The organism is Sphingopyxis sp. L1A2A (genome assembly GCF_005502465.1).
Taxonomy (GTDB): domain Bacteria; phylum Pseudomonadota; class Alphaproteobacteria; order Sphingomonadales; family Sphingomonadaceae; genus Sphingopyxis.
This window is the reverse complement of sequence record NZ_SCOT01000008.1, coordinates 36347-51932: the sequence shown is the minus strand read 5'-3', so window position 1 is coordinate 51932 and position 15586 is coordinate 36347. Positions and strand designations below refer to the sequence as shown.

Genomic DNA, 15586 nt, shown 5'->3' with positions numbered 1-15586 from the left:
AGGGGCCTGATGCCGAATTTCCTGAATCTGTCCGACGCGGGCGGCGATGCCGTCGCGGCGATGATCGCCGACGCGATCGACCGCAAGGCGGCGCGCACCGGCTGGCCGAAGGCGAAACGCGACGCCGACGCGCCGCTCGCCGATCATGTGCTGGCAATGGTGTTCGAAAAGAATTCGACGCGGACGCGCGCGTCGTTCGACATCGCGATCCGCCAGCTGGGCGGGGTGCCGATGATCCTCGACGCGGGGACAACCCAGCTTGGCCGCGGCGAGACGATCGCCGACACGGCGCGGGTGCTGTCGCGCTATGCCGACGCGATCATGATCCGCACCGACGATCATGCCAAGATCGAGGAGCTCGCCGCATATGCGAGCGTCCCGGTGATCAACGGCCTGACCGACCTGTCGCATCCCTGCCAGATCGTCGCCGACCTGCTGACGATCGTCGAACAGGGCAAGGCGCTGCCGGGGCTGGAGCTCGCCTGGCTCGGCGACGGCAACAATGTGCTGTCGTCGCTGATCGAGGCGGCGGGGCTGTTCGGTTTCAACGTCCGTGCGGGTTGCCCGCAGGGTTATGAACCCGACGCGTCGTTCGTCGAGGCGGCGCGCGCCAAGGGTGTTCGCATCGACGTCGTGGCCGACGCGCGCTCAGCGGTTGCCGACGCCGATCTGGTCGTCACCGACACCTGGGTGTCGATGGGGCAGGATCATGCCCATAACAAGGTCGCGGCGATGGCGCCGTTCCAGGTCGACGAGCGGTTGATGGCGGGCGCCAAGGGCGACGCGATCTTCCTGCATTGCCTGCCCGCGCATCGCGGCGACGAGGTTGTCGATGCGGTGATCGACGGGCCGCAGTCGCGGGTGTGGGACGAGGCCGAGAACCGCGTCCACGCGCAGAAATCGATCCTGCTCTGGGCGCTGGGCAAGCTGTGAGTTCGGAATTGTGAGCGACGAAATTATCGAAACCTGGTTCGACCAGCCTCTGGTCTTCACGATCGCCGCGCGTCATGTGCGCGGACGGTTTGTGCGGCTGGGCCCCGTGCTCAATACGATCATGGCGGCGCACAGCTACCCGCCGGTGGCCGAGAAACTGCTCGCCGAAGCACTGGTGCTGACCGTACTGCTCGGCTCGACACTGAAGGCCGATGGCGGGCAGATGACGTTGCAGGCGCAGACCGGCGGTGGCCCCGTCGAATTGCTGGTGTGCGATTACCGCGGCGGCGAGCTGCGCGGTTATTTGAAATTCGATGCCGAACGGCTCGCCGCGGTCGGTCCCGACCCGACGCTGTTCGCGCTGTTCGGCGAGGGTTTTCTGGCGATCACTTTCGACCAGACGGCGACGGCGGAGCGTTATCAGGGCATCGTCCCGCTCGAAGGCGCGTCGATCGGCGAGGCGGCCGAACATTATTTCGAGCAGTCCGAACAGATTTCGAGCCTGATCCGCCTGGCCGCGCGGCACGATGCCGAGGCGGGGTGCGTCGCTGGCGGCTTGCTGCTCCAGCATCTGCCCGAGGGCGAGGTCGGCCGCGACCGGCTGCACGTCCGCCACGACAATCCCGAATGGGACCATGCGCGGACGATTGCCGCGACGTTGAAGCCCGAGGAACTGACCGACCCCGCTCATTCGCTGGAAACGCTGGCGTGGCGGCTGTTTCATGAGGATGAGGTGCGGGTCGAGCCGGGTGTCGCAGTGTCGCGTGGTTGCCGTTGCAGCACCGATTATTTCGCTGGCGTGCTCGCGCAGTTTCCGGAAACCGAGCGGGTGGATATGGCCGACGAAAGCGGACAGATCGTCGTCGATTGCGCCTTCTGCTCGCGCATTTTTCCGATCCCGCTGGGTGAGATTTCTGTGCCAGATTGACGACGAAACGGTCTAGTCCAGCGCCAAGCGGTTGAAATGCCCGTGCGCGATTGTTATCTCTATCGAAACGGGGTCGCATTCCCGCCCGCATTCGGGCGTCCGATGGATAGGTGATAATGGCGATCTTTTTTCCCATTTTACGATGCACTCTTGCCGCGTCCGCTGTGGCGGGCGCTACGGCGGTGCCAGCGCAGGCGCCGTCGCTGGCGATGCTCGACCGGCTGGAAAAGGGCAGCTGGCAGCTGCGCGAACGCGGCAGCGACGCGGTGTTGCAAACCGTTTGCGTCGGCGATGCGCGCCGGATGATCCAGATCCAGCATCCGCGGGCAAATTGCTCGCGTTATATTATCGAAGACACGCCGAATTCGGTCACGGTGCATTACACCTGCCCTGGCGCCGGCCACGGCCGCACCAGCATCCGCAGCGAAACGAACCGGCTGGTCCAGATCGACACCCAGGGCATTGCCGACGGCAAACCCTTTTCGCAGGCGATCGAAGCGCGCCGCGCGGGGCCGTGCTGAAAGACTTTGCGGCGCTAAGCGGTTGTTAACCATCCTGCGTTAATCGGGAGGGGTGGCACACCGATGTGTGTCCTTCTCCCTAACGGCTTACATGCCGCACTGGGCCGTGTGACCAACGTCGCGCGGCCCATTTCTTTTGGTGCGCCGCAGCAGGCGGCCCCTTGCGCCGCTATCAGAGCGGGCGTATCGGGCGCCGATGCACGATGTTGCCGGAAAAACCCTGATCGTCCTGTTGTCGGGCGGGCTCGATTCGATGGTGTGCGCGGGGCTCGCGCGCGAGGCCGGGGCGCGCATCGTCGCGCTGACGATCGATTATAACCAGCGCCACCGCGTCGAACTCGAATCGGCGGCGCGGATTGCAGCCTATGTCGGCGCGGCCGAACATATCGTCCTGCCGCTCGACCTGCGCCGGTTCGGCGGTTCGGCGCTGACCGCCGATATCGACGTGCCGAAGGACGGAGTCGGCAGCGATGTGCCGGTTACTTACGTGCCGGCACGCAACCTGATCTTCCTGTCGCTGACGCTGGGACTGGCCGAAGCGCGGCGGGCGCAGGACATCGTCATCGGGGTCAATGCGCTCGATTATTCGGGCTATCCCGATTGTCGGCCCGATTTCATCGCCGGATTCGAAAATCTGGCGCGGCTCGCGACCCGCGACGGCGACCAAGGCGTCGATTTCCACATCCACGCTCCGCTTCAGCACATGACCAAGGCCGACATTGCGGCGGAAGCGGCGCGGCTGGGGATGGACGCGGGGATGAGCTGGTCGTGTTATGACCCGACGCCTGCGGGGCTGCATTGCGGATATTGCGATAGCTGCCGCTTGCGGAGCAAAGGGTTTGCCGACGCGGGGCTGACCGACCCGACGCGCTATGCCGCAGGCGCCTGACCGGTGACATACGCGGTCAAAGAGATTTTCCTGACCCTGCAAGGCGAAGGCGCGCAGGCGGGGCGCCGGGCGGTGTTCTGCCGCTTTGCCGGTTGCAACTTATGGACGGGGCGCGAGCAGGATCGCGCCAAAGCGATCTGCAAATTCTGCGATACCGATTTTGTCGGCACCGACGGGACGCTGGGCGGCAAATACGCGGGCGCCGCGGCACTCGCGGCGGTGATCGCCGAAAGCTGGGGGCAGGGCGACGACGATCGTTATGTCGTGCTGACCGGCGGCGAACCGATGTTGCAGGTCGATGCGGCGCTGATCGATGCGCTCCACGCGCAGGGCTTTACGATCGCGATCGAGACCAACGGGACGTTGGCGGTGCCGCGCAGCATCGATTGGATTTGCGTCAGCCCCAAGGCGGGCAGCAATCTGGTCCAGATGAGCGGCGACGAACTGAAACTGGTGTGGCCGCAGCCGGGCAGCGACGTCGCGCGGCTCGCGGCGCTCGACTTTACCCATCGGCTGGTTCAGCCGCTCGACGATCCGAACGCCACCGCGAATGTCCAGCACTGCATCGATCTGGTGATGGCCGACCCGCGCTGGCGGCTGTCGCTGCAAACCCACAAAAGCCTGGGGCTGCGCTGATCGCCTTCGCTAGTCGCCCTTTTTGGCGGGGGCGTCGGTGGTGATCGCCTTTTTCAGGGCGGGGACGGGGACGGCGTCGGGATTTTCTTCCGCTTCGGCGTCGGTGGTTTCTTCGTCCGGACTGTCGGCGTCCGACTTTGCCGTCGCTTTCCTGGTGCCGTCGTCGGGAACGCTGTTGTCGACCGCGGTGCCATCGACGACGGCATCATCGAGGATGATCATCGAATCGCTGACCGATCCCGGCTGCACCTCGACCGCGTCGAGTTTGGTGGTCGATTTGCCCGCGGGGTCGCCGCTGCCGCAGGCGGCGAGGGCAAGGAGCAGAAGCGAAGCGGAAATATTGCGGATCATGCGCCGTTCCTAATCGCTCGGCCTCAGCTTGTCGAGAAAGGCGGGCAGGGCGCGGGCGAGCGCGGCATCGACGTCGGCGAAGGACGCCGATTTGCCGAGCGCGGCGAGGCTGGTGACCGGAAATTCGGCGATGCCGCAGGGAACGATGCCGCCGAAATGCGCCAGATCGGGCGCGACGTTGAGCGAAAATCCGTGCAGCGTCACCCAGCGCTTCACCCGCACCCCGATCGCGCCGATCTTTGCCTCGCGGCCGTTCTGGTCGTCGGTCCAGATGCCGATGCGACCCTCGGCACGCCGCGCCTCGACCCCCAGCAGCGCCAGCGCATCGATCACCCAGCCTTCGAGCGCCGACACATAGGCGCGTACATCGCGGCCGCGCTGCGACAGGTCCAGCTGGACATAGCCGACCCGCTGGCCGGGGCCATGATAGGTATAACGTCCGCCGCGGCCCGCATCATAAACGGGGAAGCGCGGATCGAGCAGTTCGGCGGGATCGGCGCTGGTTCCGGCGGTGTAGAGCGGCGGATGTTCGAGCAGCCAGATCCGTTCGTCGCCGCTGCCGGTGTGGATCGCGGCTGCCCGCGCGTCCATGTCGGCAAGCGCCGCGGCATAGTCGGTCAGGCCGGTGGACAGGATCCATTGGGGGGGCGGCAGGCTGCGCATCGCGCCGGCTTCCTGCCTTGCCGGCGCGCCGCGCGCAAGGGGCGGCGAATGGTGCCGCGGCGACGGGGCTGGACATCGGGCGCGAAGATCGTCACTTTCCCCCCAATCGGGGCACAAAAAATGACGGGGTATCAATGGTAAAATTCGACATGGGCGCGGCATGGGACGACACGATGGTCCTGTTGCGTTCGCATCTGCCCCTGACCGGCACGATCGCCGCGGTGTTTCTGTTCCTGCCCAATCTGGCGATGAGCTGGTTCGGCCCGGCGCCGATCGAGCCTGCGGCGGGGGCGTCGATGGAACAGATCATGGCGGCGTTCCAGCAAATGGGACGCGAAATGTTGCCCTATCAACTGTTGATCGGGGTGATTGCCGCGGTGGGCGGCGTCGGTATCCTGCGGCTCTGGCTGTCGCGGACCGGCACAAGTGTCGGCGACGCGCTGATTTTTGCGCTGAAAATGGTGCCGACGATGATCGCGGTGCAGCTGTTGCTGATCGTCATGCTCGGCGCGGCCGTGCTGCTGTTGCTGTTGCCGGGCATCGGCCTTGGCGGCGTCGGCGGCGGGTTGCTGCTGGTTGTGGGGCTGGTCCTGTTTGTTGGTTTGGCGGCCTATTTCTGGGGTCGTTTTGCGGTCATATCGCCGATCATCGCCGACCAGACGGTCTATAATCCGCTTTCGGCCGTACAGGGCAGCCTGGCGGTGACCAAGGGCAATGGCTGGCGCATTTTCCTGTTCATGTTCCTAGTCATCATCGTTTTCGTGATCACCGCGCTGATCATCGGCGGCGTGATCGGTATCGTTGCCGGAAGCGGCGAGGGGGCTGGCAAGATGGTCGTCGGGCTGGTCGAGGCGATCGTCGGTACAATCGGTTCGCTGGTGTCGCTGGCGATCACCGGTGCCACCTATCGCCAGTTGTCGATGGCGGGAGCGCAGGAGACATTTCGATAAGAGGGGTCGTTTGAGCGGAAATCACTGGTTTCGATAGGGGGAGAAACGAAAATGAATCGGTTCAGTATCGGTCAGGCCTGGTCCAGTGCGACCAGTTTTTTCAGTGGCCACGCCGCCAATCATGCGATCGCGCTGATCGCGGTTGGCATCATAATTCCGCTTGCGCTGCAGTGGGTCATCGTGGGCAATCCGATGGCCAACGCGCTCAACCCGGCGATGATGGCGGATCCGTCGATGATGGCCGGCATGGGCATGGGCATCCTTGTCGTGTCGCTGTTGTCCTATGTCCTGCAGTTCGGCAGCTATTTCACCTCGTGGCGGCTCGGCGTCGGGGCGAACGCCGACGATCTGGCGGGCGGTTTGCGCTTTGGCATGATCGCGGCGCTGGTGCTGGTCGGGCTGTTGATCGGAACGCTGATCGTTGCGGGCCTGCTCGCTTATGCGATCTCGCCATGGGTGGCGTTGCCGTTCATCCTGTTGCTGATGCTGTGCTTCGTCATCATGTATCCGGCGCTATTCGGCTTTTTGGCCATCCTGTTCCTGCTGCTGGCGGTGTTCGGCTCGTTCGCGCTCAGTTCGATGGCGCCGATGTTCGGCGGCGGCGGTGCGAGTGGCGGCCTTGGCATCCTGATCATGGTGCTGGTCGCCGTGCTGCTGCTGTGGCTGGCGGCGCGGCTGTGCTGCACCGCGCCGTCGATGGCGGACCGCGAGGAGTATCTGCCGTTCGAGGCGATGAAGCGCAGCTGGGCGATGACGTCCGAAGGCCAATGGCGGATCGCCGGCTATTTCCTGCTGATCGGCGCTGTGATCCTGGTGATCGCCATCATTCTGGGGCTGATCGTCGGTTCGGCGTTTCAGTCGCTGGTGATGGGCGGCGGGGTTCCGGGCTTTGGCACGGTGATCCTGATGACCATTCTGATCAGCATCCCGATGGCCTATTTCACCGTCGCCATTCCCGCGGGCATCTATCGCGCGCTGGGGCAGGACGATGTGAGCCAGGTCTTCACCTGAGGCGTTGATTGGCGAGGAGACGAAAGGGCGCGCCGGTAACGGGGCGCCCTTTTGCATTTCAGCTCCATTTGGCGAGCGGCGGCAGGCTCATCAGGATCGCGTCGATGTTGCCGCCGGTCTTGAGCCCGAACAACGTGCCGCGGTCATAGACCAGGTTGAATTCGGCATAACGGCCGCGCCAGATCAGCTGTTCCTCGCGGTCGGCGTCGCTGAAGCTCTGGTTCATCCGGCGCCGGACGATTTGCGGAAAGACGTCGAGGAACGCCTCACCGACCGCCCGGGTCAGCTGGAAATTGCGGTCATATTCGGCATCGTCGCCGCATTCGAGGTGATCGTAAAAGATGCCGCCGACGCCGCGGTGGACGCCGCGGTGCGGGATGTAGAAATAATCTTCGGCCCATTTGGCGTAGCGTTCATAGACGTCGGGACCGAAAGGCGCGCAGGCGGCGCGCAGCCGCGCGTGGAAGGCGTCGGTGTCTTGCCTGTAGGGAATCGGGGGGTTAAGGTCGGCGCCGCCGCCGAACCAGCGCTTGGTCGTGACCAGGAAGCGCGTGTTCATATGCACTGCGGGGACATGTGGGTTCGCCATATGCGCCACCAGGCTGATCCCGGTCGCGAAAAAGCTGGGATCCTCGCCGGCGCCGTGGATCGATGCGGCGAAATCGGGGGCGAACTGGCCGCCGACGGTCGACACATTCACGCCGACCTTCTCGAACACTTTGCCCGTCATCACCCCGCGCACGCCGCCGCCGCCGTCACCCGGCGCCAGCCCGTCGGCCTCGCGGTCCCATGGCGTATAGGCAAAGCGCGCGTCACTGCCCGCCTCCGCCTCGATCGCTTCAAATTCGGCGCATATCCGGTCGCGCAGCGATTCGAACCAGCTGCGCGCCGTCTGTTGTTGCGGATCGAGCGAGATCATGCCGGAAAGCCTTTCGTTTGCCTGAGCGCTTCGGCGAGCGCGATGCCAGCCGCGACCGCGACATTCAAGGAGCGAAAACCCGCCTGCATCGGAATCGCGACCCGCGCGGCCACCGCGTCATGGACATATTGCGGCACGCCCGAGGATTCGGCGCCGAGCAGCAGCACGTCATCGGGCATGAAGGCGAAGTCGGGCAGGGGCGTCGCCCCCGCAGTGGTGAGCAGCACCAACCGTCGTCCGGCCCCGGCGCTCCAGTCGCAAAAGCCGTTCCAGTCGGCGTGACGGCGGACATTGGCGCGCACCGCATAGTCCATTCCGGCGCGTTTCAACGCGCCGTCGGAGAAGGGAAAACCGCATGGCTCGATAATATGCGCGGGCACGCCAAAACAGGCGGCGGTACGCAAGGTCGTGCCGACATTGCCGGCGATATCCGGCTGAAACAGGGCGATTTCCATCGCCTTGCCATAGCGGCGCACGCTTGTGGAATCGAGGGGCTTCGCGGCCATACGATGGTGCGGCGCAAGAAGCGGAAATTGCCTGTTGGCAAGCCCCGGATGTGCGGCTATCAGGCCCGCAATTCCCGGAGGGGCCGCCGGGGCGCGTCCTTTCGTGCGCGCGCTGCAGGGCGGCCCGACTTTCCGAGAACTTTGTCAGTTCACCCATGCAAGGGCAGTCGAATGGCCAGTGAATCCGAACTCAATGCAGGCATCGAAGATGGCGTGCGACGCCGCGACTTCATCAATATTGCGGCAGTGAGTTTCGCCGGGGTTGGCGCGGTGGCAGTGGTGCTGCCGCTGGTCAATCAGATGAACCCGTCGGCCGACGTCCTCGCGCTGTCGACGACCGAAATCGACATTTCGGCGATCCAGCCCGGTCAGGCGATCAAGACCAGCTGGCGCAAGCAGCCGGTGTTCGTGCGCAACCTGGTGGCAAAGGAAATCGCCGAGGCGAAGGCCGTGCCGCTCAGCGATCTCCGTGATCCGCAGACGATCGACGAGCGCACCAAGCCGGGCAAGGAAAACTGGCTGATCACTTTGGGCGTGTGCACCCACCTTGGCTGCGTGCCGCTCGGCGCTGCGGAAGGTGAGAACAAGGGCGATTTCGGCGGTTATTTCTGCCCGTGCCATGGTTCGCATTACGACACCGCGGCGCGCATCCGCAAAGGTCCGGCGCCGACCAACCTGGTCGTGCCGCCGTATGAATTCAACAGCGACACCGTCGTGACGATCGGCTGAGGAGCGAGATAAGATGAGCTTTCCCTGGGCCAAACCCTATGAGCCGACGCATCCGCTGATGAAGTGGATGGACGAGAAGCTGCCGATCCCGCGCCTGGTGTATAACGCCACCGGCCCCGGTTATCCCGTCCCGCGCAACCTCAACTATTTCTGGAACTTCGGCGTCCTTGCCGGTGCCGCGCTGATGATGCAGATCATCACCGGGATCGTGCTGGCGATGCATTATTCCGCCAACGTCGGGGTCGCGTTCAATTCGGTCGAGCATATCATGCGCGACGTGAACGCCGGCTGGTTCATTCGCTACGCGCATATGAACGGCGCGAGCATGTTCTTCATCGTCGTCTATCTGCACATTTTCCGCGGTCTTTATTACGGGTCGTACAAGGCGCCGCGCGAAATGGTGTGGCTGCTTGGCGTCGTGATCTTCCTGCTGATGATGGCGACCGCGTTCATGGGATATGTGCTGCCGTGGGGCCAGATGAGCTTTTGGGGCGCGCAGGTGATCACCGGCTTCTTCTCGGCGATCCCGCTAGTCGGCGAGCCGGTTCGGCAGTGGCTGCTTGGCGGCTTTGTCCCCGACAATGCGACGCTCAACCGCTTCTTCTCGCTGCACTATCTGCTGCCGTTCGTGATTTTGGGTGTGATCATCCTGCACATCTGGGCGCTGCACATCCCTGGGTCGAACAACCCGACGGGCATCGAGGTGAAGGACGAGCAGGACACCGTCCCGTTCCACCCTTACTACACCGCGAAGGACGGCTTCGGACTCGGCGTCTTCCTGCTGATCTTCGTCGCGCTGACCTTCTTCAGCCCGAACATGCTGGGCCACGCCGATAACTATATCCCGGCGAACTCGCTGTCGACGCCGGCGCATATCGTTCCCGAATGGTATTTCCTGCCCTTCTACGCGATTTTGAAGGCCTTCACCTTCAACTTCCTGTGGATCGACGCGAAGCTGTGGGGCGTCATCGCGATGTTCGCATCGATCGCGCTGCTGTTCTTCCTGCCCTGGCTCGACAGTTCGCCGGTGAAGTCGTCGACCTATCGCCCGCTGTATCGCTGGTTCTTCTGGGTGCTCGTCGCCGACGTGCTGCTCCTCGGTTGGTGCGGCATGCAGCCCGCCGAACAGCCGTGGGTGATCCTCAGCCAGCTCGGCGCGATCTATTATTTCGCCCACTTCCTGGTCATTCTGCCCATCGTCTCGCGGATCGAACGTCCGCTGCCGATGCCGAATTCGATCACCGAAGCGGTTCTTGCCAAACATGCCCCCGACGCCGCGTCGGGTCCGGCAGCGGCCTGAGCGCCAGACTTTAACAGGAGCTGATACAGCCATGGTTCGCCCGCTCGGATTTCTCGTCGGCCTCGGTTTCATTACCGCGCTGGTGCTCGCGATCTTTACGACGCCGCTCAGCAATGAGCCGAATGTCGCTTATTCCTTCGTCAAGCACCCGCGCCATCTGAAGCTGGCGAGCGACGGCCTGGTTCCGCATTGGGACAAGGCCCAATTGCAGCGCGGGATGCAGGTGTACAAAGAGGTCTGCTCGGCCTGCCACAGCCTGAACCTGGTCGCGTTCCGCAACATCCAGGATCTGGGCTATACCGAAGGCCAGGTGAAAACCTTTGCCAAGGGTTTCCAGGTTCCTTCGATCAACCCCGATACGGGCGAAGTTGCGACGCGCGATGGCCTGTCGTCGGATCACTTCCCGGCGCCCTATGCCAATGACGTGGCGGCGCGCGCGGCGAACAACAATGCGATCCCGCCCGACCTGTCGTTGATCACCAAGGCGCGCGAAGGCGGCAAGGACTATGTCTATTCGCTGCTGACCGGTTATCAGAACCCGCCGGCAAATCTGCCCGCCGAACTGAAGCTCGGCACCGGGCTGCACTATAACCCCTATTTCCCGAACCTGAATCTGGCGATGGCGAAGCCGCTGGCGGACAATCAGGTGACCTATGCCGACGGCACCAAAGCAAGCGTCGATCAGATGGCCAAGGACGTGACCGCGTTCCTCGTCTGGACCGCCGAGCCGAAGCTGGTGACGCGGGTGCAGGTTGGCTGGGCCGTGTTCTTCTTCCTGCTGATCTTCACCGTGCTCGCCTATCTGTCGTACCGCAACATCTGGGCCGACAAGAAACATTGAGCGATTGGGGCAGGGCGATTGTGACCGCATGATCGCCCTCCCACCGCAGCCCGACCTCGACCTGGCGTCACTGGTCCGCACCATCCCCGACTTTCCCAAGCCGGGCATCCAGTTTCGCGACATCACGACGCTGATCGGCGACGCCGCCGGTTTTGCCGAAAGCGTGCGCCGGCTGAGTGCGCTCGCCGCAGTCCATCGCCCCGACTTCATCGTCGCGGTGGAGGCGCGCGGTTTCCTGTTCGGCGCGGCGATGGCGACCGCGATGGGGCTTGGTTTGGTGCCCGTTCGCAAGGCGGGCAAGCTGCCCGGGGTCACCATCGGGGTCGATTATGAACTCGAATATGGCGTCGACCGGCTTGAGCTGCACGAAGGTGCGGTGCTGCCCGGACACCGCGTCATCCTGGTCGACGACCTGCTCGCGACCGGCGGGACGATCCTCGCTACGGCGGATTTGATGCGAAGCGTCGGGGCGGAGGTCGCGGCGGCGCTGTTCGTTATCGACCTGCCTGATCTGGGCGGCTCACAACGGCTGGTGGCGGCGGGGTTGCAGTGTGAGACGTTGATCGCCTTTGACGGCGACTAGCGCGGTCAGGCCGCCATATCGGCCATCGCGGCATCGGCGTCGACGCAGAACAGCGCCCGCGCCTTGCCGCCCGCCTTCGCGCGATACAGCGCGGCGTCGGCACAGGCGAGCAGCCGCTCCAGCTCGATGCCCAGCTTCGGCGCCGTCGCAATGCCGACGCTGACCGAGATCGACATCGAGACATCGTCGACGACATAGGGCTTGCTGATTTCACGAATGATCCGGCGCGCGAGCAGTTCGGCCTCGCTTTCGTCCTGCACCCCGACTTGCAAGACGACAAATTCATCGCCGCCAAGCCGCGAGACGACATCGTCGCTCCGCACCATGCCCTCCAACCGCCGCGCGACCTGTTCGAGCAACGCATCGCCGGCGGGGTGGCCGTAGCAGTCATTGATCGCCTTGAATCCATCGAGATCGAGGAAATGCAGCGCGACCTGATTCTTGGTCCGCACCGCGGTCGCGGCGTGGGTCTGGAAAAGCTCGCGCAGCAGCAGCCGGTTAGACAATCCGGTCAGCGCGTCGGTCCGGGCGAGCTTGGTCATGTCGTGCCGCGCCGTATGATGTTCGACCGCCGATCGGTAGAGATAGGCGACCGTCTGCAGACTCAGCGCGGTGATCATCGCGACGATCAGGGCTTCGATCAGAAACAATTCGGCGTGGAGCGGTGTCGGGTGAACCTCCCGCGCATGCAGCGCCAGCGCGCCGATCGTCGGCAGCGTCGCGAGAAGCAGGCTGGTCACGCAGATGTGCGGACGGACCGACGTTCGCGACACAATGCCGGCGCCAAAGCTGAACACCAGGCTGACAGTGATCAGATGCAGCAGCGGATAATGGGCGGATATCGCGACGATGTTGAGCAGCGCGAGCAGGATCGCCGAGACATAGTTCCCGATCGCATAGCGGCGCTCCCAGCGTTTTAGCGCCTCGAAATCGGTTATCGGACCCGAACGGCCATAAGCGCGCAGCGTGGCAAGGCGCAAAATGGTGGTGAGGGCGCCGAGCGCCGCGAGCAACAGCAGAAAGCGGCTATCGAGTTCGCGACCCACCAGCACGCAGATGCCCACAAACACGATGCCGAGGCCGAATATCGGCAGCCACATGCTGAACAGCATATCGACGAAATCGCGATATACGGGCAATGGAAGAGCCGCTGGGCTTGGAAAAATTCGCAAGCGTGACCGAGGCTCGACCGGGGTGGGGGAATCCGATCGTCTCATAGGGCGACTGTGCGCCAACAACGTTAACGTCCGGTAACAGAAGGTTATGGCGCAGCGTGCGCGCAGGGCGCTCTGCCGCAGCAAAGAAAAACCCGCGCCGAAGCGCGGGCTATCCTGGTCGCGTCAGCCGGGTTGGCGTCAGAACGGCACCCAATTCTGCTTCTTGCGGAACTTCATATAGCCGACGTTGGCGCCCAGCCGCGCGCCGACGCCGACGCGGATCGGGATCAGCACCACGTCGCCGCGGCGCAGGTAGCTCGCGTTGAAGCCGCCCAGCAGATAGGCGGCGCCTTCGCCCGCCGGATAGCGTTTGTAGAGATCCTCGCTGTCGAACAGATTATAGACGAGGACAAAGGTGTTGCCCGCGTTGGCGCCCGCGTCGAACCCGATCGACGGCCCCGTCCAGTAAGCGGGCAATTCGCCCTCGATCTTGTGGTGCAGCGTCCCCGATCCATAGCGCACGCCCAGCACCAGCGCGCCCCCGGCTTCGCGGCCGACGATATAGGCATTGGGTTCGCCCTGCTTTTTGAGGATGTCTTCGATCAGTCCGGCGAGCCCTTGCGCGCCTTTGCCGAACACCCCTTCGGCAGCGCCGATCAGGTCATCCTGTTTGTAGGTTGCGGTATCTTCGGTGATGACCGTCGTCGTTGTCATGTCACTGGCGGGCGCGGTGCCATCGACGGGCGCCTCGCTTGTCTGCTGATCGCCCGTCGCCAGGTCGCTGTCATAGTTGATGACTTCGTCGGTCGAATCGCTCGACACCGGCGGGGGTGGGGCGGGATTGTCGAGGTCCGCGTCGATCGACGTATTCGGATCGATTTCCCGCATCTGCGCCGCCGCCGGTAGGGAAGACAGCGCGAGGCCAATCGAGGCCGCAGCGGCCAAGGCAAGGCTGGTGAACGATTTTTGCATGAAGCACCCCCAAAATTCCACCGGCACCCGGGTGCCGAAACCAATGTTAATCATGACTCGGTTTCGCCCGCGGGCAATGAACCGGCGATGACCCGAGTCGATTTTGCGCCAGTCCGAATCGATTGTACGATCAAATGCGCCACAACAGCGAAATTTGGGGCAATCTTTGGCGTTGCGGGGCGGGGAGTGCATGGCTATAGCGACCCGCCTAGGCCAACTGTCGTTAGCGCGGCAGACCATGCGGAGACGTGGGTGAGTGGCTGAAACCAACGGTTTGCTAAACCGTCGTGCTGTGAATGCGGCACCGAGGGTTCGAATCCCTCCGTCTCCGCCACCTATTCCTTCCTTGTCGATCCAGCCCTTCGGGGAAGGCGCGCGCGCTGGCCGGATGCGCCTGCCAAGGCGGGGCAATATGGCACCGACATGTCGCAATAATTATTGTAATTGCGAATCGTTCTCGATAATGCCGCGGCATCATTCCTTTTCAGAACCCCCCAATGCACGCACCCACTCCCCCGCGTCCGGCGATCAAGAAGAGCCGGAGAGCCTTTTGGCTGAAACAGCTGCACATGTGGCACTGGATGAGTTCGGCTGTCTGCCTGATCGGGCTGTTGCTGTTTGCGATCACCGGCTTCACGCTCAACCATGCCGCCGACATTGAAGGGGCGCCGGTCGTCACCGAAAAATCGGCCGAGTTACCGCCGGCGTTGCTCGCCCGGCTGGCCGCCGCCGTCCCCGCCGACGCCAAGGCGCCGCTGCCGGGGCCGGTCGCCGACTGGGTCGAGCAGAATTTCCCGGTCAAGGCGTCGAATGAGGCCGAATGGTCGGCGGGCGAGGTCTATCTGCCCGCGCCGCGTCCCGGCGGCGATGCCTGGGTCGTGATCGACCTGACGACGGGGGCAGTGGCCAGCGAGGTCACCAGTCGCGGCTGGATTTCCTACCTCAACGATCTTCACAAAGGCCGCAATTCGGGCAGTGAGTGGAGCCTGTTCATCGACATTTTTTCCTTTGCCTGTCTGGTCTTTGCGATCACCGGGCTGTTCCTCCTCCAGCTTCATTCGGCGAAGCGCAAAAGCACCTGGCCGCTCGTCGGGCTGGGGCTGGCGATCCCCGCCGCGATCGCCGTCATCTTCATTCATTAGGGAGTTCCGTGATGCAGCTTTCCACTCGCGTGCTTGTCCTCGGCTCGACCGTCGGCCTCGGCGCCGCCTTTGCCGCGCCTGCGCTGGCCGCCGACCCCGGCACGATGGACGTGACGATCAACATCCCGCGGCTGAAAGTCGCCGAATATCACAAGCCCTATGTCGCGATCTGGGTCGAAAAGGCGGGCGCGAAGGCCAAGACGGTCGCGGTCTGGTACGACCATGACATGAAAGCGAACGAGGGCACCAAATGGCTCCGCGATGTGCGCCAATGGTGGCGGGTGTCGGGGCGGTCGCTGACTTTCCCCGCCAACGGCATCACCGGCGCCACCCGCGCGCCGGGGGCGCACAAGGTCGCGTTTTCGCGCGCGCAGCTCGGCGCGGCGGCGCCGGGGCAATATGTGCTGGTGGTCGAAGCGGCGCGCGAGGTCGGCGGCCGCGAGTTGCTGCGCATTCCGTTCAGCTGGCCGGCCAAGGCCGGGGCGGGCGGACGCGCCGCGGGCAAGACCGAACTGGGGGCCGTTTCGGTTTCCTTCCGCTAAACACGAGAGGGCA

The 15586-nt window shown here is 64.0% G+C and carries 19 protein-coding genes and 1 tRNA gene; 14 read left to right on the top strand and 6 right to left on the bottom strand.

Annotation, left to right across the window (positions count from 1 at the left end; all coding sequences use genetic code 11):
- Window positions 1-6: 6 nt before the first annotated feature.
- The 5 genes from argF (at window position 7) to queE (ending at window position 3907) form a co-directional block, all read left to right on the top strand.
- Entirely contained in the window at window positions 7-933 is a 927-nt protein-coding gene (gene argF, locus FFS68_RS07335; RefSeq protein WP_137752613.1) for an ornithine carbamoyltransferase, read from the top strand.
- A 10-nt stretch (window positions 934-943) separates the two neighbouring features.
- Complete coding sequence (locus FFS68_RS07330) at window positions 944-1861, top strand: Hsp33 family molecular chaperone HslO (RefSeq protein ID WP_249340061.1); 918 nt, start codon at window positions 944-946, stop codon at window positions 1859-1861.
- Between the two features lie 116 nt (window positions 1862-1977).
- Window positions 1978-2382, top strand: coding sequence for a hypothetical protein (locus tag FFS68_RS07325; RefSeq protein WP_137752528.1), 405 nt, complete (start codon window positions 1978-1980; stop codon window positions 2380-2382).
- 196 nt (window positions 2383-2578) lie between these two features.
- Entirely contained in the window at window positions 2579-3271 is a 693-nt protein-coding gene (gene queC, locus FFS68_RS07320; protein ID WP_137752527.1) for a 7-cyano-7-deazaguanine synthase QueC, read from the top strand.
- A 3-nt stretch (window positions 3272-3274) separates the two neighbouring features.
- Entirely contained in the window at window positions 3275-3907 is a 633-nt protein-coding gene (queE, locus tag FFS68_RS07315) for a 7-carboxy-7-deazaguanine synthase (protein ID WP_137752526.1), read from the top strand.
- A 9-nt stretch (window positions 3908-3916) separates the two neighbouring features.
- Here the strand turns inward: queE and FFS68_RS07310 are convergent, their stop codons facing one another.
- Window positions 3917-4258 (bottom strand): hypothetical protein, encoded by a 342-nt coding sequence (locus FFS68_RS07310; RefSeq protein ID WP_137752525.1) that lies wholly within the window; start codon window positions 4256-4258, stop codon window positions 3917-3919.
- A gap of 9 nt (window positions 4259-4267) precedes the next feature.
- A complete protein-coding gene (gene lipB, locus FFS68_RS07305; protein WP_137752524.1) occupies window positions 4268-4921 on the bottom strand; it encodes a lipoyl(octanoyl) transferase LipB in 654 nt (217 codons plus the stop codon).
- 134 nt (window positions 4922-5055) lie between these two features.
- Between lipB and FFS68_RS07300 the strand changes: the two genes are divergently transcribed.
- The gene (locus FFS68_RS07300) at window positions 5056-5871 is read left to right on the top strand and encodes a hypothetical protein (RefSeq protein WP_137752523.1); all 816 of its coding nucleotides are present in this window, start codon (window positions 5056-5058) and stop codon (window positions 5869-5871) included.
- Between the two features lie 51 nt (window positions 5872-5922).
- Complete coding sequence (locus FFS68_RS07295; protein ID WP_137752522.1) at window positions 5923-6882, top strand: glycerophosphoryl diester phosphodiesterase membrane domain-containing protein; 960 nt, start codon at window positions 5923-5925, stop codon at window positions 6880-6882.
- Between the two features lie 58 nt (window positions 6883-6940).
- Here FFS68_RS07295 and hemF read toward each other — a convergent pair whose 3' ends face one another.
- Window positions 6941-7801 carry an oxygen-dependent coproporphyrinogen oxidase gene (gene hemF, locus FFS68_RS07290; protein WP_137752521.1) on the bottom strand — a complete coding sequence of 287 codons (861 nt, stop codon included), beginning with the start codon at window positions 7799-7801 and terminating at the stop codon, window positions 6941-6943.
- A complete protein-coding gene (locus FFS68_RS07285; protein WP_137752611.1) occupies window positions 7798-8256 on the bottom strand; it encodes a tRNA (cytidine(34)-2'-O)-methyltransferase in 459 nt (152 codons plus the stop codon). The genes hemF and FFS68_RS07285 overlap by 4 nt, the downstream gene beginning before the upstream one ends.
- A gap of 222 nt (window positions 8257-8478) precedes the next feature.
- Here FFS68_RS07285 and petA point away from each other — a divergent pair, with 222 nt between their 5' ends.
- Genes petA through FFS68_RS07265 form a run of 4 tightly spaced genes read left to right on the top strand, consistent with a single transcriptional unit; the run spans window position 8479 to window position 11760 of the window.
- A complete protein-coding gene (gene petA / locus FFS68_RS07280) occupies window positions 8479-9036 on the top strand; it encodes a ubiquinol-cytochrome c reductase iron-sulfur subunit (RefSeq protein WP_137752520.1) in 558 nt (185 codons plus the stop codon).
- 13 nt (window positions 9037-9049) lie between these two features.
- Window positions 9050-10336, top strand: coding sequence for a cytochrome b/b6 (locus FFS68_RS07275; RefSeq protein ID WP_137752519.1), 1287 nt, complete (start codon window positions 9050-9052; stop codon window positions 10334-10336).
- 31 nt (window positions 10337-10367) lie between these two features.
- Window positions 10368-11177, top strand: a complete 810-nt coding sequence (locus FFS68_RS07270; protein ID WP_137752518.1) for a cytochrome c1 — start codon at window positions 10368-10370, stop codon at window positions 11175-11177.
- Window positions 11178-11205: 28 nt separating this feature from the next.
- Window positions 11206-11760, top strand: coding sequence for an adenine phosphoribosyltransferase (locus FFS68_RS07265; protein WP_137752517.1), 555 nt, complete (start codon window positions 11206-11208; stop codon window positions 11758-11760).
- Window positions 11761-11765: 5 nt separating this feature from the next.
- On the opposite strand, the gene FFS68_RS18190 is transcribed toward FFS68_RS07265, so the two are convergent.
- On the bottom strand, window positions 11766-12899 hold the full coding sequence (locus FFS68_RS18190) for a GGDEF domain-containing protein (protein WP_283214595.1): 1134 nt from the start codon (window positions 12897-12899) through the stop codon (window positions 11766-11768).
- Between the two features lie 216 nt (window positions 12900-13115).
- Window positions 13116-13889: a DUF1134 domain-containing protein gene (locus FFS68_RS07255; protein ID WP_137752516.1), complete on the bottom strand. Its 774-nt coding sequence runs from the start codon at window positions 13887-13889 to the stop codon at window positions 13116-13118.
- A 242-nt stretch (window positions 13890-14131) separates the two neighbouring features.
- Here FFS68_RS07255 and FFS68_RS07250 point away from each other — a divergent pair.
- The 3 genes from FFS68_RS07250 (at window position 14132) to FFS68_RS07240 (ending at window position 15573) form a co-directional block, all read left to right on the top strand.
- Window positions 14132-14223, top strand: a tRNA-Ser gene (locus tag FFS68_RS07250).
- A gap of 163 nt (window positions 14224-14386) precedes the next feature.
- Complete coding sequence (locus tag FFS68_RS07245; RefSeq protein ID WP_137752515.1) at window positions 14387-15031, top strand: PepSY-associated TM helix domain-containing protein; 645 nt, start codon at window positions 14387-14389, stop codon at window positions 15029-15031.
- Window positions 15032-15042: 11 nt separating this feature from the next.
- Window positions 15043-15573: a DUF2271 domain-containing protein gene (locus tag FFS68_RS07240; RefSeq protein ID WP_137752514.1), complete on the top strand. Its 531-nt coding sequence runs from the start codon at window positions 15043-15045 to the stop codon at window positions 15571-15573.
- The last annotated feature ends 13 nt before the right edge of the window (window positions 15574-15586 follow it).

Coding starts and splice junctions, on each gene's coding strand:
- FFS68_RS07295 (WP_137752522.1), top strand. CDS start 5,923: ATGAATCGGTTCAGTATCGGTCAGGCCTGGTCCAGTGCGACCAGTTTT.
- FFS68_RS07255 (WP_137752516.1), bottom strand. CDS start 13,889: ATGCAAAAATCGTTCACCAGCCTTGCCTTGGCCGCTGCGGCCTCGATT.
- FFS68_RS07325 (WP_137752528.1), top strand. CDS start 1,978: ATGGCGATCTTTTTTCCCATTTTACGATGCACTCTTGCCGCGTCCGCT.
- queC (WP_137752527.1), top strand. CDS start 2,579: ATGCACGATGTTGCCGGAAAAACCCTGATCGTCCTGTTGTCGGGCGGG.
- hemF (WP_137752521.1), bottom strand. CDS start 7,801: ATGATCTCGCTCGATCCGCAACAACAGACGGCGCGCAGCTGGTTCGAA.
- FFS68_RS07245 (WP_137752515.1), top strand. CDS start 14,387: ATGCACGCACCCACTCCCCCGCGTCCGGCGATCAAGAAGAGCCGGAGA.
- FFS68_RS07265 (WP_137752517.1), top strand. CDS start 11,206: ATGATCGCCCTCCCACCGCAGCCCGACCTCGACCTGGCGTCACTGGTC.
- FFS68_RS07300 (WP_137752523.1), top strand. CDS start 5,056: ATGGTAAAATTCGACATGGGCGCGGCATGGGACGACACGATGGTCCTG.
- lipB (WP_137752524.1), bottom strand. CDS start 4,921: ATGCGCAGCCTGCCGCCCCCCCAATGGATCCTGTCCACCGGCCTGACC.
- FFS68_RS07285 (WP_137752611.1), bottom strand. CDS start 8,256: ATGGAAATCGCCCTGTTTCAGCCGGATATCGCCGGCAATGTCGGCACG.
- FFS68_RS07275 (WP_137752519.1), top strand. CDS start 9,050: ATGAGCTTTCCCTGGGCCAAACCCTATGAGCCGACGCATCCGCTGATG.
- FFS68_RS07240 (WP_137752514.1), top strand. CDS start 15,043: ATGCAGCTTTCCACTCGCGTGCTTGTCCTCGGCTCGACCGTCGGCCTC.
- FFS68_RS07310 (WP_137752525.1), bottom strand. CDS start 4,258: ATGATCCGCAATATTTCCGCTTCGCTTCTGCTCCTTGCCCTCGCCGCC.
- petA (WP_137752520.1), top strand. CDS start 8,479: ATGGCCAGTGAATCCGAACTCAATGCAGGCATCGAAGATGGCGTGCGA.
- FFS68_RS07270 (WP_137752518.1), top strand. CDS start 10,368: ATGGTTCGCCCGCTCGGATTTCTCGTCGGCCTCGGTTTCATTACCGCG.